The following is a 20,327-nucleotide window of genomic DNA, read 5'->3' on the forward strand; positions in this document are numbered from 1 at the left end:
GGCCCTTGCTATCCGATGGAGGCGCCTTCGCGCACATCCGGCGCCGATCACACCCCGCCAGACCCTGACATTTCACCCGCTTTTGATGTGTGTTTCCCGTACGAGAGGACCCTTCCCATGGCCGATGCCCCCACCGGCAAGGTGACGTTCGTCGGTGCCGGCCCCGGCGCCGCCGATCTGCTGACGTTCCGCGCCGCGCGCGCCATCGCGGAGGCGGACGTGGTGATCTGGGCGGCGAGCCTGGTCCAGGCGGAGGTCCTCGAGCACGCGCGCGAGGACGCGGAGATCCTGGACTCGGCGGCCATGCCCCTGGAGGAGGTCGTCGCCGTCTACCGGCGCGCCCACACCGAGGGGCTGAGGGTCGCGCGGATCCACTCCGGCGACCCGGCGCTGTGGGGCGGCACGCAGGAGCAGCTGGACCGGTGCGCGCAGATCGGGATCGACACAGAGGTCGTACCCGGAGTCTCGTCCTTCTCCGCCGTCGCCGCTCTCGCGCAGCGCGAGCTGACCATTCCCGAGGTCGCGCAGTCCGTCGTCCTGACCCGGCTGGGCGGCGGCAAGACGCCGATGCCGCCCGGGGAAGAGGTACGGGAGTTCGCCCGGCACGGTACGACGATGGCGATCTTCCTCTCCGCCGCCCGCAGCGGGCAGCTGGTGCGCGAGCTGCTGGAGGGCGGCTACCCGACGGACACCCCGGTTCTCGTCGCCTATCAGGTGACCTGGCCGGAGGAGCTGGTCGTGCGGTGCACGGTCGGCACACTGGAGGAGACGGTCAAGGAGCACAGGCTCTGGAAGCACACGCTCTTCCTGGTCGGCCCGGCGCTGGACGCGCACGGCACCCGCTCGCACCTGTACCACCCGGGGCACTTCCACGGCTACCGCAAGGCCGACCCGGAGGCCCGGCGGGCCCTGCGCGAGCAGAGGGCGAAGAGTTGATCACGGTCGTCGGCACGGGGACGGGCGCGCCGGTCGCCGAGGACGTCCTCGCGGGGGCCGCGCTGGTGGTCGGCGGGCGCCGGCACCTGGACGCGGTACGGCTGCCCGAGGGTGCCGAGCAGGTCGTGCTCGGGCCGCTGGCGCCCGCCATGGACACGATTGCCGGGTATGTCGACAAAGAGCTTCCGGTGGTGGTACTGGCCTCCGGCGACCCGGGGTTCTTCGGGATCGTGCGGGTGCTGGCCGAGCGGTTCGGCTCGCGGCTGCTGGATGTCCGGCCCGGGGTCTCGTCCGTCGCCGCCGCGTTCGCGCGGGCGGGGCTGCCGTGGGACGACGCCGTGGTCGTCAGCGCGCACGGCCGCGAGCTGCGTACGGCGGTCAACGTGTGCCGGGCGCGGCCGAAGGTGGCGGTGCTGACGGGGCCGGGCGCGGGGCCGGCGGAACTGGGGGCGGCGCTGCTGCACGAGCCGCGGAAGCCGGGGCGTGTCCTCGTCGTCGCCTCCGCCCTCGGCTGCGCGGACGAGCGGGTCGAGCGGGTCACGCCCGCCGAGGCCGCCGCCCGGGACTGGGGTACGGCGGTGAGCGTGGTGCTGTGTCTGGACGAGGCGCGGGCGCTCGGGCCGGTGCGCACGGTCGCCGGGGTGCCCGCGCGGCCTGCGCAGTGGGCGCTGGCCGAGGGCGGGTTCGCCCACCGCGACTCGATGATCACCAAGTTCGAGGTGCGCGCGCTGGCGCTGGCCCGGCTGGGGCCGGGGCTGGGCGACCTGGTGTGGGACGTGGGCGCCGGCTCGGGCTCGGTGGCGGTCGAGTGCGCGCGGCTCGGCGCGGCCGTCGTCGCCGTGGAGAAGGCGGCCGACGGGGTGGGGCGGATCCGCGCCAACGCACACGCCCACGGCGTCGACGTGGACGTGGTGCACGGCTCGGCGCCGGACGTGCTGGCGGGGCTCGCCGACGATCCCGACGCCGTGTTCGTCGGCGGCGGGGGGCGCGAACTGCCCGCCGTCGTCACCGCGTGCGCCCGGCGGGCCCGGCGTACGGTCGTCGTCGCCATGGCCGCCCTCGACCGGGTGCCGGCGGCGCGCGAGGCGCTCACGGCCGCCGGGTTCACCTGCGAGGGGGTGCTGCTGCAGTCCTCGCGCCTGGCGCCGCTGCCGGGGGATGTGACCCGGCTCGCGGCGACCAATCCTGTCTTTCTGCTCTGGGGTGAAAGAAATGTCGGAACCCCGGTGCCTAGTGAAGGAGTTCTCGAGTGATCGGCCTGATTTCCGCCACCGCGGCGGGGGCGGCGGCACGGGACCGGCTGGCCGCGGCCTGGCCGGGCCGTACCCGGGTGTACGAGGGGCCCGTCGGGGAGGCGGTGCGGACCGCGTTCGCCGAGTGCGAGCAGCTGGTGTGCTTCCTGGCGACGGGCGCGGTGGTACGGCTGCTCGCGCCGCTGCTCGGCGACAAGGCGGCCGACCCCGGTGTGGTGTGCGTGGACGAGGGCGGCCGGTTCGCGGTGTCGCTGCTCGGCGGCCACGGCGGCGGCGCCAACGAACTCGCCCGGGAGGCCGGCGAGCTGCTGGGCGCCGAGCCGGTGGTGACGACCGCGACGGACGCGGTCGGGCTGGCCGGCCTGGACACGCTGGGGCTGCCGTACGAGGGCTCGGTCGCGACCGTGTCACGCGCCCTGCTGGACGGTGAACCGGTCGCGCTGGAGGCCGAGTCGGCCTGGCCGCTGCCTCCGCTGCCGACCTCGCCGCAGGGCGCGTACACGATCCGGCTCACCGACCGGGACGTCGCACCCGGCGAGCGCGAGGTGCTGCTGAGGCCGCCGTCGCTGGTGGTCGGGGTCGGCGCGTCCCGGGGCGCTCCGGTGGAGGAGGTCCTCGGGCTGGTCGAGGGGGCGCTGCGCGAGGCGGGGCTGTCACCGAGGTCCGTGGCCGAACTCGCCACGGTGGACGCCAAGTCGGAGGAGCCGGGCATCGTGGCCGCCGCCGAGCGGCTGGGGGTGCCACTGGTGACGTACTCCGCCGAGGAGCTGGCCGCCGTCGAGGTGCCCCATCCGTCCCACGCGCCGCTCGCGGCCGTCGGCACCCCGTCGGTCGCCGAGGCGGCGGCTCTGGTGCGCGGTGGTGAACTCCTCGTGCCCAAGCGGAAGTCGGTGCGGGAGGACGGGCAGGCCGCGATGGCGACCTGTGCCGTCGTACGGCGTCCGGGGCGCGGGCGGCTCGCGGTGGTCGGCCTCGGACCCGGCGCCCGGGACCTGCTGACCCCGCGCGCGGCGGCGGAGTTGCGCCGGGCCTCGGTGCTGGTCGGGCTGGACCAGTACGTGGACCAGATCCGCGATCTGCTGCGGCCCGGCACCCGGGTGCTGGAGTCGGGGCTCGGCGCCGAGGAGGAGCGGGCGCGTACGGCGGTTGCCGAGGCCCGCAAGGGGCATGCGGTCGCGCTGATCGGCAGCGGGGACGCGGGCGTGTACGCCATGGCGTCCCCGGCGCTCGCCGAGGCCTCCGAGGACATCGACGTGGTCGGGGTGCCCGGGGTGACGGCCGCGTTGGCCGCCGGGGCGGTCCTGGGCGCGCCGCTGGGCCACGACCACGTGTCCATCAGCCTGTCCGACCTGCACACGCCGTGGGAGGTCATCGAGCGGCGGGTGCGGGCGGCGGCCGAGGCGGACATCGTGGTGACCTTCTACAACCCGCGCTCCCGGGGCCGCGACTGGCAGCTGCCGAAGGCGCTCGCGATCCTCGCCGGGCACCGGGAGCCGACCACGCCGGTGGGGGTCGTCCGCAACGCGTCCCGGCCGGACGAGGCCAGCCGGGTCACGACCCTCGCCGGGCTGGACCCGGCGACGGTCGACATGATGACGGTCGTCACGGTGGGCAATACGGCCACCAGGATCATCGCGGGACGCATGGTGACCCCGCGCGGCTACCGCTGGCAGGAACGCACTCAGGAGGGCGCCCGGTGAACCCTGTGGCCCGTGTGGTCCATCCGATCGAGCAGGAGTCCTTCCGGCGGCTGCGCGCCCGCCTGGACACCTCGCACTTCCCGCCGCTGACCCGGGCGGTGGTGGAGCGGGTCATCCACTCCGCCGCCGACCTGGAGTACGCGACCGATCTCGTCATGGACGAAGGCGACCTGGTGACGGCGCACGCCGCGCTGCACGCCGGGGCGCCGGTCGTCGTGGACGTGGAGATGGTCGCGGCCGGCATCACCCGCCGGGAGACCGTCTGCCGGCTCAGGGACGCCGGGTCCGGGCCGGGGCTGACCCGTTCGGCCCATGCCGTCCGGCTCGCCTACGAGCAGGTCGGGCCCGGCGCGCTGTGGGTGATCGGCTGTGCGCCGACCGCCCTGGAGGAGCTGCTCGCCCTGGACGCCTCCCCCGCGCTCGTCATCGGCCTGCCCGTCGGTTTCGTCGGCGCCGCCGAGTCCAAGGCCGCGTTGCGGATGAGCGGGCTGCCCGCCGTGAGCAACGTGTCCGAGAAGGGCGGCTCGGCGGTCGCCGCCGCCGCGCTCAACGCCCTTCTGTACCACCCCGTTTCGTCTGAGGAGACCTCGTGACCACCCCGCCCGCCCTGCTCATCGCCGGCCACGGCACCCGTGACGACGCCGGCGCCGAGGCGTTCCGCGACTTCGTGCGGCAGTTGCAGCTCCGCTCCGACATGCCGGTCGCGGGCGGCTTCATCGAGCTGTCCGCGCCGCCGCTGGGCGAGGCCGTCGCCGGACTGGTGGCGCGGGGGGTACGGCGGTTCGCCACCGTGCCGCTGATGCTGGTGTCCGCCGGGCACGCCAAGGGCGACATCCCGGCCGCGCTGGCCCGCGAGAAGGAACGGCACCCGGGCATCTCGTACACCTACGGCCGTCCGCTGGGCCCGCATCCGGCGCTGCTGAGCGTGCTGGAGCGGCGGCTGGACGACGCGCTGGGTTCCTCCGGGCGCAGCCCCGAGGACCGGGCCGATGTGACGGTGCTGCTGGTGGGCCGCGGTTCGACGGACCCCGACGCCAACGCCGAGGTGTTCAAGGCGGCGCGGCTGCTGTGGGAGGGCCGTGGGTACGCCGGGGTGGAGACGGCGTTCGTGTCGCTGGCGGCGCCGGACGTGCCGAGCGGGCTGGACCGGTGCGCGGCGCTGGGGGCGCGGCGGATCGTCGTACTCCCCTACTTCCTGTTCACCGGGATCCTGCCGGACCGGGTGCGGCAGCAGACCGAGGGGTGGGCGGCCGCGCACCCGGAGACCGAGGTGCTGTCGGCCGATGTCATCGGGCCCGAGCCGGAGCTGCTGGACCTGGTGGTGGAGCGGTACGAGGAGGCCGTCAAGGGCGATCTGCGCATGAACTGCGACTCGTGCGTGTACCGGATCGCGCTGCCGGGCTTCGAGGACAAGGTGGGGCTGCCGCAGCAGCCGCACTACCACCCGGACGACGACGGCCACCACGGGCACCACCATCACGGGGGGCACTCGCACAGCCATGCGCACTGAGGGCAGGGGACCGGATCTGCGTCATCACGGGGACGCCGAGGTGCGGGACGACGGGGCCGCGCTGGTCGACCTCGCCGTCAACGTCCGCGCGGACACGCCCCCTTCGTGGCTGCGGGAGGAGATCGCCCGCTCGCTGTCGTCCCTCGCGGCCTACCCGGACGGGCGGGCCGCACGGGCGGCGGTGGCGGCGCGGCACGGGCTGCCGGTGGAGCGGGTGCTGCTGACGGCGGGCGCGGCGGAGGCGTTCGTCCTGCTCGCCCGCGCGCTGAAGGTACGGCAACCGGTGGTCGTGCACCCGCAGTTCACCGAGCCCGAGGCGGCGCTCAGGGACGCGGGGCACACCGTGGAGCGGGTGCTGCTGCGGGAGGAGGACGGGTTCCGGCTGGATCCGGCGGCGGTGCCGGAGGACGCCGATCTGGTGGTGATCGGGAATCCCACCAATCCGACGTCCGTGCTGCATCCGGCGGAAGCGGTCGCCCGGCTCGCCCGGCCGGGGCGGGTGCTGGTGGTCGACGAGGCGTTCATGGACGCGGTGCCGGGTGAGCGGGCGGCGCTGGCCGGGCGGACCGATGTGCCGGGGCTGGTCGTGCTGCGCAGCCTCACCAAGACGTGGGGGCTGGCCGGCCTGCGCATCGGCTATGTGCTGGCTCCCGCGGAGATCGTCGCCGAGCTGGAGCGGGCCCAGCCGTTGTGGCCGGTGTCGACGCCGGCGCTGGCCGCGGCCGAGGCGTGTGTCGCACCGCGGGCGCTGGCCGAGGCGGGGCACGCGGCACATCGCGTCGCGGCGGACCGGGCGCATCTGGTGGCCGGGCTGGCGGCTTTCGCCGACCGGGGTGTGCGGGTGGTGGAGCCTGCGGAAGGGCCGTTCGTGCTGGTCCGTGTACCGGGCGCTGCCGTGGTACGGCACCGGTTGCGCGAGCTTGGTTATGCGGTGCGGCGGGGGGACACGTTTCCGGGGCTCGGCCAGGAATGGGTGCGGGTGGCCGTGCGGGACCGGGTGACCGTGAACGGCTTCCTGAAGGCACTGTCGGCCGTGCTTGCGTAGCCGGACCCGGCCAGGGGGTTCCGCTCCCCGCCCGGCGGGACGGCCGAGCAGGGAGCGGTACGGGGAAGCGGCGTCAGCTCTTACGGCGTCGGGCCACCGTCACCGCTCCGGCCCCGAGCAGCACCAGCGCCATCGCGCCACCCGCGATGTACGGGGTCGCGGAGCTGCCGCCGGTCTCCGCGAGGTCCTGTCTGGCTCCCTGAGGCTTCACGTCGGCGGCCGGGTCGTGGCTCGGCACCGGGTGTCCGGTGGGCGGGGCCGCCGGGGACTCGCAGGTCGCCCTGGCCAGGGTGACCGTGCCCTCGACATCGGCGACGTTGAGCTTCAACGGGTTGACGGAGACCTTGAGTTCGAGGGCGGTGGCGGCGGCGGTGCGGGTCGTGGTGCTGCGCCGGGCGAGGTCGAGGCGGACCTCGCCGACGCCGGGCACCTTCACCTCGGTCGGGCCGCCGGCGGTGAGGGTGACGCGCTTGCCGAGGACGGTGACGGCGCCGAGGACGTTCGCGGAGGCGGCCGGTGCCCTGCCGGCCTCGCAGGTCGCGTCGGCGGTGACCGTGCCGACCTCGATCAGGGACAGCAGGGGCAGGCCGGGGACGTGCAGCCTCGCGTGGACGAGCCGGACCGAGCCCTCGGCGCGCTGAGCGGTCACGGTGGCCTTCGCCGAGGCGACCTCCGCGCCGAGGACCGTGAACGGCTTGCCGCCGGCCACGCCGTCGAGCCGGGCGGTCAGAGCTGTCCTGTCGGCGCTCCGCGGTGCCTGGACCTCGTTGAGGGAGACCGCGAGCGGGACGTCGACGGTCTTGTTGAGCAGGGACACGTCGAGCCCGGTGCGCAGGACGACGGCGGAGGCGCGACCGTGGTCACCGGTCGCGTGCGCGGCGCCCGCGCCCAGGGCCGCGGGAGCCGCGGCCAGGGCGGTGACCGTCGCCACGGTGGCGAGACGGCGTGCGGACATACGGAAGTTGTTGCTGTTCAAGGCGGTGGGACCCCCAGTGGGAACATGCTTGGGACCCGTCAACCTTGTACGCACTGTGGGTGAACGGTCAGCGATCCTGGGTCACTTCACTCAAACGTGGATTTCCCGCACGCCGATTCGAATCATCGGGCACAGGCGTTCCCTCAGCCCCCGCGCCGCTACTCGACCACCATCCCGTTGAGCACCACCCGGCGTGGCGCCGCCAGCACCCGGACGTCGGCGCGCGGGTCGCTCTCGTACACCACCAGGTCGGCCGGGGCGCCCTCCTCCAGGCCGGGGCGGCCGAGCCAGGCGCGGGCGCCCCAGCTGGTCGCGGACAGGGCCTGGACCGGCGGGATGCCCGCGGTGACCAGCTCGGCGACCTCCTCCGCGACCAGGCCGTGGGCCAGCGAGCCGCCGGCGTCCGTGCCGACGAACACCGGGATCCCGGCGTCGTAGGCGCCGCGCACGGTGTCGTAGCGGCGCTCGTGCAGCCTGCGCATGTGCGCGGACCAGCGCGGGAACCTGGTGTCGCCGCCGGCCGCGAGCCGCGGGAAGGTGGCGATGTTGACGAGGGTGGGGACGATCGCGACCCCGCGCTCGGCGAAGAGCGGGATCAGGTCGTCGGTCAGGCCGGTCGCGTGCTCGATGCAGTCGATGCCCGACTCGACCAGGTCGCGCAGGGAGCTCCCGGCGAAGCAGTGCGCGGTGACGCGGGCGCCGAGCCGGTGGGCCTCGGCGATGGCCGCCTCCACCACCCCGCGGGGCCAGCAGGGGGTGAGGTCGCCGAGGTCGCGGTCGATCCAGTCGCCGACCAGCTTGACCCAGCCGTCGCCGCGCCGGGCCTCCTGGGCGACGTAGGCGACCAGGTCGTCCGGTTCGATCTCCCAGGCGTAGTTGCGGATGTAGCGGCGGGTGCGCGCGATGTGCCGGCCGGCCCGGATGATCTTCGGCAGGTCCTCGCGGTCGTCGACCCAGCGCGTGTCGGAGGGCGAGCCGGCGTCCCGGATCAGCAGGGTGCCCGCCTCCCGGTCGGTGAGGGCCTGCTTCTCGGCGGTGGCGGCGTCGACCGGGCCGTCCGTGCCGAGGCCCACATGGCAGTGCGCGTCGACCAGGCCGGGCAGCGCCCAGCCCTCGACGGTACGGACGTCCCGGGCCCCGGCGGGGCGGTCGTGGGTCACCCGGCCCCCGACCACCCACAGCTCGTCGCGGACGTCCTCGGGTCCGACGAGGACCCTCCCCTTCACGTGCAGCACGGCGCCATCGCTCATGTACTGCACCTTAATGAGCTACTGCTCGGGCCCGCCCAGCTGGTCCGAGATCTCCTCCTCGACCTCGGCCATCGCCGGGTCGAGCAGGCGGGAGAGGAAGTGGCGGGTGCGCTCGTGCCGCGGGTCGCCGATGACCTGCTCGGGGCTGCCGTCCTCGACGATCACGCCGCCGTCCATGAAGACGACCCGGTCGGCGACCTCGCGGGCGAAGGTCATCTCGTGGGTGACGACCATCATCGTCATGCCCTCGCGAGCGAGCATGCGCATGACGGCGAGGACGTCGCCGACCAGTTCCGGGTCGAGGGCGGACGTCGGCTCGTCGAAGAGCATGACCTCCGGGCCCATCGCCAGCGCCCGGGCGATCGCCACACGCTGCTGCTGGCCGCCGGAGAGGGAGGAGGGGTAGGCCTCCGCCTTCTCGGCCAGGCCGACGCGGGCCAGGTTCTCGGCGGCGACCTTCGCGGCCTTCGCCTTGTCCCGCCCGAGCACCCTGCGCTGCGGCAGCGTGAGGTTCTCGGTGACGCTGAGGTGCGGGAAGAGGTTGAACTGCTGGAAGACCATGCCGATCCGGCGGCGTACGGCGTCGATGTCGACGTCCGGGTCGGTCAGCTCGGTGCCGCCGACGAAGACCTGCCCCTCGGTGGGCTCCTCCAGCAGGTTCACACAGCGCAGCAGCGTGGACTTGCCGGAGCCGGAGGGGCCGATGACGCAGACGACCTCGCCCTGGTTGATCTCCAGGTCGATGCCGCGCAGGACGTGGTTGTCGCCGAAGGACTTGTGCAGGTCCCGGACGCGGATCTCGGGGCTGGTCACTTGATCTCCTTCTGGGCCTTGGCCTCCAGACGGCGGGCGACGAAGCCGAGCGGGATGGTGACCAGCAGGTAGCACAGGCCCGCGACCAGGATCGGCGTGGAGTTGGCGGTCGTACTGGCCAGGTCCCGGCCGAACTTGGACAGTTCGCGCTCCTCCAGGGTCACGCCGAGCAGCAGCACCAGCGAGGAGTCCTTGAAGAGCATGATCAGCTCGTTGGTGAGCGGCGGGAGGATGATCCGGAACGCCTGCGGGATGATGATGGAGATCATCGCGCGGGCGGGCGAGAAGCCCAGCGAACGCGCCGCCTCCATCTGCCCCTTGGGCACCGCCTGGATGCCGGCGCGGAACGTCTCCGCCATGTAGGCGGCCCCGATGAGTCCGAGGCCGAGGGCGCCCTTGCCGTAGGTGCCGCCGGGGATCTCCGTGCCCGGGAAGGCCAGCGGGACGGCGACCGCGATGAAGACGAAGATCAGCAGGGCGGGCAGGCCGCGGAAGATCTCGATGTAGATGCCGGCCACCCAGCGGTACGGCCCCACGGAGGACAGCCGCATCAACGCGATGACCAGGCCGAGCACCAGCCCGAGGACGAAGCCGGACACCGTGAACAGGACGGTGTTCTTCAGCGCCAGCGTGATGACGTCCGGCCACATCTGCTGGGCGATGCCGCCCTGCGCGAACTGGTTCTGCAGCCGGCCCCAGTCCGCCGAGACCGCGATGGCGATCACGGCGGCGACGAAGACGACGTACTGGATGCCGCGCGACAGCCGGCGCTTCTGGCGCCGCGTCAGCCCCTTCTTCCTCGGCTGGAGTCGTACGTCCGTATCGGTCATGAGGCGGCGGGAGAGGCCACGGAGGCCTTGTACGGGCCGATCCACTGCTCGTAGATCTTCTTGTAGGTGCCGTCGGCCTTGGCGTCCTTGAGGGCCTTGTCGATGGCCTCGCGCAGCGCCGTGTTGCCCTTCTTGACCGTGAAGCCGTACTGCTCGCCGGTCTTCAGGTTGTCGACGACCTTGAACTTGTCGGCGTTGGCCTTGTCCTTCAGCCAGCCCTGGACGACCGGGTAGTCGATGACGACGGCCTGGACCTGGCCGGTGCGCAGGCCGTTGAGGACCGCGTCGGAGGACTCGAAGGAGATCGGGTCGTAGCCCTTGCCCTTGACGTAGTCCTCGCCGGTGGTCTGCGCCTGGGCACCGAGCTTCTTGCCCTTGGCCTTGACGTCGGCGAGGGAGTTGATGCCGCTGTTCTTGTCGACGAGGACGGCCTGGGTGGCCTCGAAGTACGGGTCGGAGAAGTCGACGTTCTTCTTGCGCTCGGGCGTGATCGTCATGCCCGCGGCGGCCAGGTCGCACTGGCCGGAGTTCAGGAAGGCGCCGGTCTTGAAGTTCTCGAACGGCGTGTCGACGATCTGCTGCTTGACGCCGAGGTTCTTGGCGACGAGGTCGATGAGGGAGACGTCGAAGCCCTGCACCTTGCCGTTGATCTCCGACTGGAACGGCGGGTAGGGCAGGTGGGTGCAGGTGGTCAGCTGACCGGCCTTGACGAGGTGGACCCCCTTGACGGTGGCACCGCCGCTCCCCCCGTTGCCGTTCGAGGAGCAGCCGGCCACGACGAGGACCAGCCCGGCGGTCGCGGTGGTGGCAGCCAGGAGGCGGGTCCGGCGTCCGAGGAGCGTTTTCATGGGGGGATCTTCTCTGTGGGGAAACTGGGGGTTCTGATTATAAGGAAGAGTTTGAGACTCTCAAATTAAACCGATGGTTACGACAGCGTTGGACCTAAGATCGGTGGAGTTGCCCCCGGACATCGACCCCGAGAACGAAGAGAGCGCCGCCGTGACCCACCCGTTCCTGGACCTGCCCCCGCTGAGCGCCGAACGCTTCGCCGCCATCGAGGACGGGGTGGCCCGGCTGCTGGACACGCGGCAGGACGTGCTGATCACGCAGGGCGAGGCGCTGCTGCCGCTGGAGGGGGCGATCCGCGCGGCGGCCGGTCCGGGCACGGTGGCCCTGAACGTGATCACGGGCCCCTACGGGCAGACCTTCGGCAACTGGCTCCGGGACGCGGGTGCGACCGTGTACGACCTCTCCGTGCCCTTCCACACGGCGGTGACCGCCGACCGGATGCGGGAGGCGTTCGCCGAGCACCCGGAGATCGACTTCGTGTCGCTGGTGCACGCCGAGGCGGCGACCGGCAACACCAACCCGGTCGCGGAGATCGGCGAGGCGGTACGGGAGCAGGGCGCACTGTTCTACCTGGACGCGGTCGCCTCCGTGGGCGCGGAACCGGTGCTCCCGGACGCGTGGGGTGTGGACCTGTGCGTGATCGGCGCGCAGAAGGCGATGGGCGGCCCGGCGGGGGTGTCGGCGATCTCGGTGAGCGAGCGGGCGTGGGCCCGGATGGCGGCCAACCCCCGCGCGCCGCGCCGTTCCTACCTGTCCCTGCTGGACTGGAAGGAGCGCTGGCTGGACGCCGGCCGCAGGGCGCTGCCGCACGCTCCGGCGCAGCTGGAGATGCTGGCGCTGGAGGCCTGTCTGGAGCGGATCGAGTCGGTGGGTCTGGATGCGGTGATGGACCGGCATCGCAGCGCGGCGCTGGCCGCGCGGGCGGGTGCGGTCGCCCTGGGCGGGGGCCTTGAGCCCTATGTGCGCGAGGCCGCGGACGCGGCGCCGGTGGCCACGACGCTTCGGGTGCCGTCGGGGGTGGTGGCGTCGGAGGTGGTGGCCCGGGCGCTGGAGAGCGACGCGACGCTGCCGATCGCCGCCGGCGGCGGGGTGCTGGCCAAGGAGATGATCCGGGTCAACCATTACGGGCCGGACGCTTCGCCGGAGACCGTGCGGAGGTGTCTGGCGGCGATCGGTGCGGCGCTCGGCGTCTGAGGTCTGCCGGGTACCGGTGTCAGTGGTCCGTGTCACCCTGCTCGCATGACCACACCACAGGCACCCCACACCCTCCCCGACGGCCGCCCCATCCCCCTCCTGACCGGCCCCGAGCGCCCCATGCTGGAGAGCTGGCTGGACTTTCACCGGGCCACGCTGGAGCTGAAGTGCCGGGGTCTGGACGACGCGCAGGTGCGGCAGGCCTCCGCCGAGCCTTCGTCGCTGACGCTGCTCGGGCTCGTGCAGCACCTCGCCGAGGTCGAACGCACATGGTTCCAGCGGGTGCTGGCCGGGCTGGACGTGCCGCCGGTGTTCGAGGAGGAGACGGGGTACGTCCTCGATCCGCGGCGGGGGCTCGAAGAGGCGCTGGGCGCGTGGCGGCGGGAGGTCGCGCGTGGCCGGGAGCTGCTGGCCGGGCGGTCCCTGGAGGACACCGGGCGGATCGTGGACGAACCGATGACCGGCGTCGAGGTCAGCGTGCGCTGGGTGCTGATCCACCTCATCGAGGAGTACGCCCGCCACAACGGGCATGCCGACATTCTGCGTGAACGAATCGACGGAACCACCGGAGCCTGAATTCATTATTCAGTTCAGTTTCACAATTTCTGCCAATTCTGTCGGCGGTAGCTTCCCATCTTCTCCTGCCCGCTTTTTGCAAGCCTAAACGGGGAAGTTTCCTGGCGGTTTTTTGACGGTTTCCGTGGTGTGACACACTCCACAGCACTGCCGTTCTGTCCCGATTTGATGCGGGTCAATCGGGGCATTTCGCCGCACCCTCTGTACGGCGCAGCGACAGCGGCCGTGCATTTCCTAATTCGCCTCGCTAAATTCGTGCCGCATGACTGCCGCACCCGCAGACCTGATCGTCGACCAGCCGGCGGTGACGGACGGAGCCACGCTCTGGCGTCTCGCCAAGGACTCGAAAACCCTCGACCTGAACTCTTCGTACAGCTATCTGCTGTGGTGCCGGGACTTCGCCGGCACCTCGGCGGTGGCGCGCGGTGCGGACGGGGAGCCGGTCGGTTTCGTCACCGGCTATGTGCGGCCGGAGCGCCCCCGCACGCTGCTCGTCTGGCAGGTGGCCGTCGACTCCGCCCACCGGGGTCTCGGCATCGCCGCCGCGCTGCTGGACGGGCTGACCGCCCGGCTCGCCGCCGAGCGCGGCATCACCGACGTGGAGACCACCATCACCCCGGGCAACACCGCCTCCGAGCGGCTGTTCACCTCGTTCGCCGCCCGGCACGGCGCGCGGCTGGAGCGCGAGGTGCTGTTCCCCGCCGAGCTGTTCCCGGACGGCCCGCACGATCCCGAAGTCCTCTACCGCATCGGCCCGTTGACCGACCCCACCGCCCACTGAGGAGCGATTCACCGTGACCATCACCCAGCCCGACCTCAGCGTCTTCGAGACCCTCGAGTCCGAGGTGCGCAGCTACTGCCGCGGCTGGCCCACGGTCTTCGACCGCGCGCAGGGCAGCCGGATGTTCGACGAGGACGGCCATGCCTACCTCGACTTCTTCGCAGGTGCCGGCTCACTCAACTACGGCCACAACAACCCGGTACTCAAACGGGCGTTGATCGACTATCTGTCCCGGGACGGAGTGACCCACGGCCTGGACATGTCGACCACGGCCAAGCGGTCCTTCCTGCAGACCTTCCAGGACCTGGTGCTGCGCCCGCGCGATCTGCCGTACAAGGTCATGTTCCCGGGGCCGACCGGCACCAACGCCGTGGAGTCGGCGCTGAAGCTGGCCCGCAAGGTGAAGTCGCGCGAGGCGATCGTGTCGTTCACCAACGCCTTCCACGGGATGTCCCTGGGCTCCCTCGCCGTCACCGGCAACGCCTTCAAGCGGGCCGGCGCCGGAATCCCGCTGGTGCACGGCACGCCGATGCCGTTCGACAACTACTTCGACGGCACGGTCGAGGACTTCCTGTGGTTCGAGCGGCTGCTGGAGGACCAGGGCTCCGGCCTGAACAAGCCCGCCGCGGTGATCGTGGAGACCGTGCAGGGCGAGGGCGGCATCAACGTGGCCCGGCCCGAGTGGCTGCGGGCGCTGAAGGAGCTGTGCGAGCGGCAGGACATGCTGCTGATCGTCGACGACATCCAGATGGGGTGCGGGCGGACGGGTGCCTTCTTCTCGTTCGAGGAGGCCGGGATCACGCCCGACATCGTCACCGTCTCCAAGTCGATCAGCGGCTACGGGCTGCCGATGTCGCTGTGCCTGTTCAAGCCGGAACTGGACGTCTGGGAGCCGGGCGAGCACAACGGCACCTTCCGGGGCAACAACCCCGCGTTCGTCACCGCCACCGCGGCGCTGGAGGCGTACTGGACCGACGGCTCGGCCATGGAGAAGCAGACCCGCGCCCGCGGCGAGCAGGTCGAGCAGGCGCTGATCGCCATCACCGAGGAGAACCTCGCCGACGTCAAGGAGTACCGCGGACGCGGGCTCGTGTGGGGCATGGAGTTCCACGACAAGGACCGTGCCTCGCGGATCGCGCGGCGGGCCTTCGAACTCGGGCTGCTCATCGAGACGTCCGGCCCGGAGGGTGAGGTCGTCAAGCTGCTGCCCGCCCTCACCATCACCCCCGACGAGTTGGACGAGGGCCTGAGCGTCGTCGCCCGCGCCGTCCGCGAAACGGTCTGACCGACCGTCTGGTCAGCCCCTGATCAACCCTCTGATCAACCCGGAGAGAGAACCCCACCGTGATCGTCCGATCGTTCAAGGACATCGAAGGCACCGACCGGCACGTCAAGGCGAAGTCCGGTACCTGGGAGAGCAAGCGGATCGTCCTCGCCAAGGAGCGGGTCGGCTTCTCCCTGCACGAGACCATCCTGTACGCCGGCACCGAGACGTCGATGTGGTACGCCAACCACGTCGAGGCCGTCGTCTGCACCAAGGGCGAGGCCGAACTCACCGACCACGAGGCCGGGACGACGTACACCATCACGCCCGGCACCATGTACCTCCTCGACGGGCACGAGCGGCACACGCTGCGCGTCAAGGAGGACTTCCACTGCATCTGCGTGTTCAACCCGCCGGTGACCGGACGGGAGGACCACGACGAGAACGGCGTCTACCCGCTGCTCACCGAGCCCGAGGAGGTGTGAGAACCCATGACCACTGCCAGCGTCACCGATCTCTACCCGACCCGCGGCACCACCGAGGTGGCCGTCCCGCGTCAGGACCCGGTCGTCTGGGGTTCCCCGGACACTCCGGGGCCGATCCCCGCGGCCGATCTGCAGGCGTACGAACGTGACGGCTTCCTCGCCGTCGACCAGCTGATCACGCCGGACGAGGTCGAGGTCTACAAGCGCGAGCTGGACCGGCTGGTCGCCGACCCGGCGATCCGCGCCGACGAGCGCTCCATCGTGGAGCCGAAGTCGAAGGAGATCCGCTCGGTCTTCGAGGTGCACCGGATCAGCGAGGTGTTCGCGAACCTGGTGCGCGATCCGCGGGTGGTCGGGCGCGCCCGGCAGATCCTCGGTTCGGACGTGTACGTCCACCAGTCCCGGATCAACGTCAAGCCCGGCTTCGGCGCGAGCGGCTTCTACTGGCACTCGGACTTCGAGACCTGGCACGCCGAGGACGGTCTGCCGAACATGCGCACGGTGTCGGTCTCGATCGCGCTGACCGAGAACCACGACACCAACGGCGGTCTGATGATCATGCCGGGTTCGCACCGGACGTTCCTGGGCTGCGCCGGCGCCACGCCCAAGGACAACTACAAGAAGTCGCTGCAGATGCAGGACGCGGGCACGCCCTCGGACGAGGCGCTGACCTCGCTGGCGGGCGAGCACGGCATCCGGCTGTTCACCGGCAAGGCCGGCTCGGCGACCTGGTTCGACTGCAACTGCATGCACGGCTCGGGCGACAACATCACGCCCTTCCCGCGCAGCAACGTCTTCATCGTGTTCAACAGCGTGGAGAACACGGCCGTCGAGCCGTTCGCGGCTCCGGTACGACGCCCTGAGTTCATCGGGGCGCGGGACTTCACGCCGGTGAGGTAGCCGCCTGACGTACGGCTCCGGGCCGGGGCCTCCTCGTGTGGGACGGGGGGCTCCGGCCCGGTCATGCCGTCAGCCGGACAGCACGTCCAGCAGCCGGTCCACGTCCGCTTCCGTGTTGTAGAGGTGGAAGGACGCGCGCAGGTTGCCGGCCCGGTCGGAGACCTCGATGCCCGCCCGGCTCAACTCCGGCCGGCGCGCGCCCAGTCCGGGCACGGAGACGATGGCCGAGCCGGGGGCGGGCAGCGGTTCGTGGCCGAGCGAGGCGAGTCCGGTGCGGAACCGGTCGGCCAGCGCGAGGTCGTGCGCCTGTACGGCGGCCACGCCCAGCTCCTCGATCAGGGCGAGCGACCGTGCCACCCCGGTGTAGGTGAACAGGGCCGGGCTGACGTCGAACCGCCGTGCGGAGTGGGCGAGTTCGGTCACCGGGCCGTAGCAGCTGTTCCACGGCTCCTCGGCCGCCACCCAGCCCGCCAGCAGCGGGGACAGCCCGCCGAAGTCCTCGGGGACGACGAGGAAGGCCGCCCCGTGCGGGCCGAGCAGCCACTTGAAGGTGGTGGCGACGGTGAAGTCGTGGGCGCCGGCCTCCATCGGCAGCCAGCCGGCGGCCTGGGAGAAGTCGACGTAGGTGCGCGCACCGTGCGCGCGGGCCGCCTCGCGCAGGGCGGGCAGGTCGGCGATCCGCCCGTCGGCGGACTGCGCGGCACTGACGGCGACCAGGGCGGTGCCGGGGCGGACCGACTCGGCGAGCCGTTCCAGCGGCACCGCGCGCACCTTGAGGTCGCCACGCGCGTGGAACGGGTTGAGTACGGAGGTGAAGTCGTCCTCGGCGGTGAGGACTTCGGCGCCCGCGGGCAGCGAGGCGGCGATCAGCCCGGTCTGGGCGGAGACCGAAGGACCCGCTGCGACCCGGGTGACCGGCACTGCGGCCAGCCGGGCGAACGCGGCCCGGGCGACCTCCACGTCGTCGAACAGCGGGTCCAGTGGCCGGCCCTCGACCCGGATGGCCACCGCCTCGTGCAGCGCGGCGACCGTACGGGCCGGGAGCAGGCCGCTGCTCGCGGTGTTCAGATAGGTGTTCTTCGGGGCGAACTCGGCGCGGACGAGGTTGTCGAACGTCTCCGTGGTCTCCGTGTTCTTCATGGGTCCACTCTGCGGCCCGGTGAAGTCCCCGTCCATTGCGAATTTTTCCGTGGATCCGCTTAGGACTGCTTATACGTCCGCCCCTACCTGCGGTTTCAGCCCTGCTGCGGCACCGCGCACCCGTCGGGCCCGCAGGCCGCCCCGTCCCCCTGGTCCGCCTGCTCGACCAGCTTCAGCGGCGAGTGCTCGCCCCAGGCCTGGGTCAGCGCCCGGGTGAAGACCTCGGCGGGCTGGGCGCCGGAGACGCCGTACTTGCGGTCGAGGACGAAGAAGGGCACGCCGGTCGCGCCGAGCTCGGCGGCCTCGCGCTCGTCGGCGCGGACCTCGTCGGCGTACGCGTCCGGGTCGGCGAGCACCGCGTGGGCGGCCTCGGCGTCGAGACCGGCCGCCACGGCCAGCTCGACGAGCCGCTCGTCGCCCTCGGTGAAGACGGACCGCTCCTCGGCGAAGTTGGCCCGGTACAGGACCTGGATCAGCTCGTCCTGCCTGCCCTGCGCCTTGGCGAAGTGCAGCAGGCGGTGCATGTCGAAGGTGTTGCCGTGGTCGCGGCCCCGGGTGCGGTAGTCAAGGCCCTCGGCGGCGGCCTGGGCGCCGAGGTTGTCCTCGCCGGCCTGGGCCTGCGCCTCGCTCATGCCGTACTTCCTGGTCAGCATGGTGATCACCGGCTGGACGTCGCCCTTGGCGCGGCCCGGGTCCAGTTCGAAGGAGCGGTGCACGACCTCGACGTCGTCGCGGTGCGGGAAGGCAGCGAGCGCCTTCTCGAAGCGGGCCTTGCCCACGTAGCACCAGGGGCAGGCGATGTCGCTCCAGATCTCGACGCGCATGTCTTCGGCTCTCTCCAGGTCGTACGGGCGCGGAGGCTCTCTCCGCCCGGTACGTGAACGTTCAAACAGCCTGGTTCATTCCCGGGGCACGGTGAAGCACAGGAAGAGGTGGTGGTCGCCCTCGGCCGGTGGGTTCTCCGGGTCCGGGACCCAGCCCTGGCGGTCGTAGAACGCCTGGGCGCGCCGGTTGTCCACGTGGACGTCGAGGACCGCCGTCCGCTTGCCGTCGGCCCGCCACTCCTCCACACAGGCCGCGTGCAGGGCCGTACCGATACCGGAGCGCCAGTGGTCGGGGTCGACGTGGAACTGGAAGAGCTTGACCGTTTCCGCGGGGGCGCCCTCCGGGGTGCGGAAGGAGGCGATGCCGACGATCCGGCCCTGCTCGACGGCGCACAGCACATGACCGTCGGGGCGCTCGATGGAAGCGCGCCAGGCCTCGGTCCAGTCGACGTCGGCCTGCGGGACGCCGTCCGGGTAGTACGTCGAACGGGCCCGGAAGTGCAGCTCGGTGATGACCTCGGCTTCGGCGGACAGGGCGGTGCGGATCACCGGACCGGCCGTCACACGTTGACTGATCATGCAACGTAGGACGTGACCGCGCCGGACCCGGTTCCGAGGCGCTGAACCGGGCCCGGTACGCGCTCGGTGTGGGCCCGGTGCGGCGGACCATGTGGGCGCGCACGGAGTCGGCGGTGCCGAGGCCGCAGGCGCCGGCCACCTGGTCCATCGGAAACGTGGGGGTCTCCAGGAGTTCCTTGGCGCGCTCGATGCGATCGGTGAGGGTGAGCGGCCTGTCGAGGCTGCGCATGGCCCAGCCGCGGGTGTCGGCGCAGGCGCTGCCCCGCTCGGGCGGCAGCGGGGTGTGTGCGAACTGGGTCCGGCCGCCGGGGCGAGCGGGGCGACTTCGTTGGCGACGGCGGCGCCGCAGTCGCTGCGGATGATGTACAGGCACAGGTCGATGCCGGCGGCGTAGCCGGAGGAGGTGACGTACGGCTCGTCCTGGACGTACAGGACGTCGCCCTGGAGTTGCACCTGCGGGTACCGTCTGCGCAGTTCGTCGGCGTGCGCCCAGTACGTGGTGGCCTTGCGGCCGTGCAGCAGGCCCGCCTCGGCGAGCTGGAAGGCGCCGGTGCAGATGGTGTCGGTGCTGCTGGTGCCGCCGGCGCTGGGCTAGGCGCTGGCGGTGCCGCCGCTGACCGCCGCGATGATGGACGCCGTACCCGCCGAACGGGCGGGCCTGCCGGCCGGGGCGCTGAACTCGGCCCGGCAGGTGGCCGGCGGCCTGGGCATCGCGGTGTTCGGGGCGCTGCTCGGCCACGGCTTCCAGGCCGGTATGCGCTGGAGCCTGGCCGTCAGCGCGGCCCTGCTCACAGCGACGTTCGCGCTCAGCTTCCGTCTCGCAGGTCGCTCGGCCAGGACGTCCTGAACTCGATGCGGTCGTACGTGACCACGCACCCCTCCCCCAGCGGCGACTGGGTCATGAAGCCGACCAGCGCGTCACCGGTCTCCTCCTCGTCGCCGAGGGTGAACAGCCGGACGAAGGTCCAGCGCTCGCCGTCCCGGGAGGCGTGGAAGGCGAAGGCCCGCCCGGTCCGGCTGACCCGCAGCCACACCGAACTGCCCTCCACCGTGAAGGAGTTGGCATCGTCGGAGTGTCCCCGGGTGACCACCGTGCAGACGGTGGGCACGTCCGGGGAGTACTCCAGACAGAGCTTGGCCCAGGCCCGGTCGCCGACGTGGACGTACAGCACGCCGGCGTCGAAGGACGCGTTGAACCCGACGGTGACCCGGGCGATCAGCTGGAAGTCCCCTTCCGGCGCCCCCAGCAGCCGGGGCGCGTCGGAGGCGGGGTCCAGGGCTTCCCCGGTGGGCGTGACGAACCGGTCCTGCCGGGGGCCCGCCCATCCGGTGAGCACGCCGTCCTCATGAACCCAGTGTCCGTCGGGCCCGTACGTCCGGAGAAGGAAGGGCAGTTCGGGGATTTTCAGGTCCATGGGGCGA

Annotated in this window: 21 protein-coding genes and 2 pseudogenes; 13 read left to right on the plus strand and 10 right to left on the minus strand. The window is 72.0% G+C overall.

Annotated features, from left to right (window positions below; all coding sequences use genetic code 11):
* Window positions 1–117: 117 nt before the first annotated feature.
* Genes cobM through cobC form a run of 6 tightly spaced genes read left to right on the plus strand, consistent with a single transcriptional unit; the run spans window position 118 to window position 6,444 of the window.
* Complete coding sequence (gene cobM, locus LMU33_RS30670; RefSeq protein ID WP_228623972.1) at window positions 118–936, plus strand: precorrin-4 C(11)-methyltransferase; 819 nt, start codon at window positions 118–120, stop codon at window positions 934–936.
* Complete coding sequence (gene cbiE, locus LMU33_RS30675; RefSeq protein WP_228623974.1) at window positions 933–2,189, plus strand: precorrin-6y C5,15-methyltransferase (decarboxylating) subunit CbiE; 1,257 nt, start codon at window positions 933–935, stop codon at window positions 2,187–2,189. Before cobM ends, cbiE begins: the two co-directional genes overlap by 4 nt.
* On the plus strand, window positions 2,186–3,889 hold the full coding sequence (gene cobJ, locus LMU33_RS30680) for a precorrin-3B C(17)-methyltransferase (RefSeq protein ID WP_228623975.1): 1,704 nt from the start codon (window positions 2,186–2,188) through the stop codon (window positions 3,887–3,889). Before cbiE ends, cobJ begins: the two co-directional genes overlap by 4 nt.
* A 5-nt stretch (window positions 3,890–3,894) precedes the next feature.
* Window positions 3,895–4,482, plus strand: coding sequence for a precorrin-8X methylmutase (locus LMU33_RS30685; RefSeq protein ID WP_228624129.1), 588 nt, complete (start codon window positions 3,895–3,897; stop codon window positions 4,480–4,482).
* Window positions 4,479–5,399, plus strand: coding sequence for a sirohydrochlorin chelatase (locus tag LMU33_RS30690; protein WP_228623977.1), 921 nt, complete (start codon window positions 4,479–4,481; stop codon window positions 5,397–5,399). Before LMU33_RS30685 ends, LMU33_RS30690 begins: the two co-directional genes overlap by 4 nt.
* Window positions 5,389–6,444: an Rv2231c family histidinol phosphate aminotransferase CobC gene (gene cobC, locus LMU33_RS30695; RefSeq protein WP_228623978.1), complete on the plus strand. Its 1,056-nt coding sequence runs from the start codon at window positions 5,389–5,391 to the stop codon at window positions 6,442–6,444. The genes LMU33_RS30690 and cobC overlap by 11 nt, the downstream gene beginning before the upstream one ends.
* 73 nt (window positions 6,445–6,517) lie before the next feature.
* Here cobC and LMU33_RS30700 read toward each other — a convergent pair whose 3' ends face one another.
* The 5 genes from LMU33_RS30700 to LMU33_RS30720 all read right to left on the minus strand — a co-directional run bounded on the left by LMU33_RS30700 (window position 6,518) and on the right by LMU33_RS30720 (window position 11,161).
* Window positions 6,518–7,420, minus strand: a complete 903-nt coding sequence (locus LMU33_RS30700; protein WP_228623980.1) for an SCO1860 family LAETG-anchored protein — start codon at window positions 7,418–7,420, stop codon at window positions 6,518–6,520.
* Window positions 7,421–7,578: 158 nt separating this feature from the next.
* Window positions 7,579–8,670 (minus strand): amidohydrolase family protein, encoded by a 1,092-nt coding sequence (locus LMU33_RS30705; RefSeq protein ID WP_228623982.1) that lies wholly within the window; start codon window positions 8,668–8,670, stop codon window positions 7,579–7,581.
* 18 nt (window positions 8,671–8,688) lie between these two features.
* Window positions 8,689–9,483 (minus strand): amino acid ABC transporter ATP-binding protein, encoded by a 795-nt coding sequence (locus tag LMU33_RS30710; protein WP_228623984.1) that lies wholly within the window; start codon window positions 9,481–9,483, stop codon window positions 8,689–8,691.
* Window positions 9,480–10,313: an amino acid ABC transporter permease gene (locus LMU33_RS30715; protein WP_228623986.1), complete on the minus strand. Its 834-nt coding sequence runs from the start codon at window positions 10,311–10,313 to the stop codon at window positions 9,480–9,482. Before LMU33_RS30715 ends, LMU33_RS30710 begins: the two co-directional genes overlap by 4 nt.
* Window positions 10,310–11,161: a transporter substrate-binding domain-containing protein gene (locus tag LMU33_RS30720; RefSeq protein ID WP_228623988.1), complete on the minus strand. Its 852-nt coding sequence runs from the start codon at window positions 11,159–11,161 to the stop codon at window positions 10,310–10,312. The genes LMU33_RS30715 and LMU33_RS30720 overlap by 4 nt, the downstream gene beginning before the upstream one ends.
* A 151-nt stretch (window positions 11,162–11,312) precedes the next feature.
* On the opposite strand from LMU33_RS30720, the gene LMU33_RS30725 reads away from it, so the two are divergent.
* The 6 genes from LMU33_RS30725 (at window position 11,313) to thpD (ending at window position 16,362) form a co-directional block, all read left to right on the plus strand.
* Window positions 11,313–12,356 carry a pyridoxal-phosphate-dependent aminotransferase family protein gene (locus tag LMU33_RS30725; protein WP_228624130.1) on the plus strand — a complete coding sequence of 348 codons (1,044 nt, stop codon included), beginning with the start codon at window positions 11,313–11,315 and terminating at the stop codon, window positions 12,354–12,356.
* Window positions 12,357–12,401: 45 nt separating this feature from the next.
* A complete protein-coding gene (locus LMU33_RS30730; protein WP_228623990.1) occupies window positions 12,402–12,932 on the plus strand; it encodes a DinB family protein in 531 nt (176 codons plus the stop codon).
* Between the two features lie 262 nt (window positions 12,933–13,194).
* Window positions 13,195–13,713, plus strand: a complete 519-nt coding sequence (gene ectA / locus LMU33_RS30735; protein ID WP_228623991.1) for a diaminobutyrate acetyltransferase — start codon at window positions 13,195–13,197, stop codon at window positions 13,711–13,713.
* Window positions 13,714–13,726: 13 nt separating this feature from the next.
* Entirely contained in the window at window positions 13,727–14,998 is a 1,272-nt protein-coding gene (gene ectB, locus LMU33_RS30740) for a diaminobutyrate--2-oxoglutarate transaminase (RefSeq protein WP_228623992.1), read from the plus strand.
* A 59-nt stretch (window positions 14,999–15,057) separates the two neighbouring features.
* Window positions 15,058–15,462 (plus strand): ectoine synthase, encoded by a 405-nt coding sequence (locus LMU33_RS30745; RefSeq protein WP_228623994.1) that lies wholly within the window; start codon window positions 15,058–15,060, stop codon window positions 15,460–15,462.
* Window positions 15,463–15,468: 6 nt separating this feature from the next.
* The gene (gene thpD / locus LMU33_RS30750; protein ID WP_228623995.1) at window positions 15,469–16,362 is read left to right on the plus strand and encodes an ectoine hydroxylase; all 894 of its coding nucleotides are present in this window, start codon (window positions 15,469–15,471) and stop codon (window positions 16,360–16,362) included.
* 69 nt (window positions 16,363–16,431) lie between these two features.
* Here thpD and LMU33_RS30755 read toward each other — a convergent pair whose 3' ends face one another.
* The 4 genes and pseudogenes from LMU33_RS30755 to LMU33_RS30770 all read right to left on the minus strand — a co-directional run.
* Window positions 16,432–17,538, minus strand: a complete 1,107-nt coding sequence (locus LMU33_RS30755; RefSeq protein WP_228623997.1) for an aminotransferase class V-fold PLP-dependent enzyme — start codon at window positions 17,536–17,538, stop codon at window positions 16,432–16,434.
* A gap of 59 nt (window positions 17,539–17,597) precedes the next feature.
* On the minus strand, window positions 17,598–18,326 hold the full coding sequence (locus LMU33_RS30760) for a DsbA family oxidoreductase (RefSeq protein WP_228623999.1): 729 nt from the start codon (window positions 18,324–18,326) through the stop codon (window positions 17,598–17,600).
* Window positions 18,327–18,401: 75 nt separating this feature from the next.
* Window positions 18,402–18,905, minus strand: coding sequence for a GNAT family N-acetyltransferase (locus tag LMU33_RS30765; RefSeq protein ID WP_228624000.1), 504 nt, complete (start codon window positions 18,903–18,905; stop codon window positions 18,402–18,404).
* A gap of 40 nt (window positions 18,906–18,945) precedes the next feature.
* Window positions 18,946–19,466, minus strand: a pseudogene (locus LMU33_RS30770) (GlxA family transcriptional regulator); the annotation flags it as partial.
* Here LMU33_RS30770 and LMU33_RS30775 point away from each other — a divergent pair.
* Window positions 19,453–19,752: pseudogene (locus LMU33_RS30775) on the plus strand (MFS transporter); the annotation flags it as partial. The pseudogenes LMU33_RS30770 and LMU33_RS30775 sit on opposite strands and share 14 nt — an antisense overlap.
* On the opposite strand, the gene LMU33_RS30780 reads toward LMU33_RS30775, so the two are convergent.
* Window positions 19,712–20,320, minus strand: a complete 609-nt coding sequence (locus LMU33_RS30780; protein WP_228624002.1) for a DUF1349 domain-containing protein — start codon at window positions 20,318–20,320, stop codon at window positions 19,712–19,714. The pseudogene LMU33_RS30775 and the gene LMU33_RS30780 sit on opposite strands and share 41 nt — an antisense overlap.
* Window positions 20,321–20,327 lie beyond the last annotated feature (7 nt).

The sequence above is a fragment of the Streptomyces barringtoniae genome (genome assembly GCF_020819595.1).
GTDB lineage: Bacteria > Actinomycetota > Actinomycetes > Streptomycetales > Streptomycetaceae > Streptomyces > Streptomyces barringtoniae.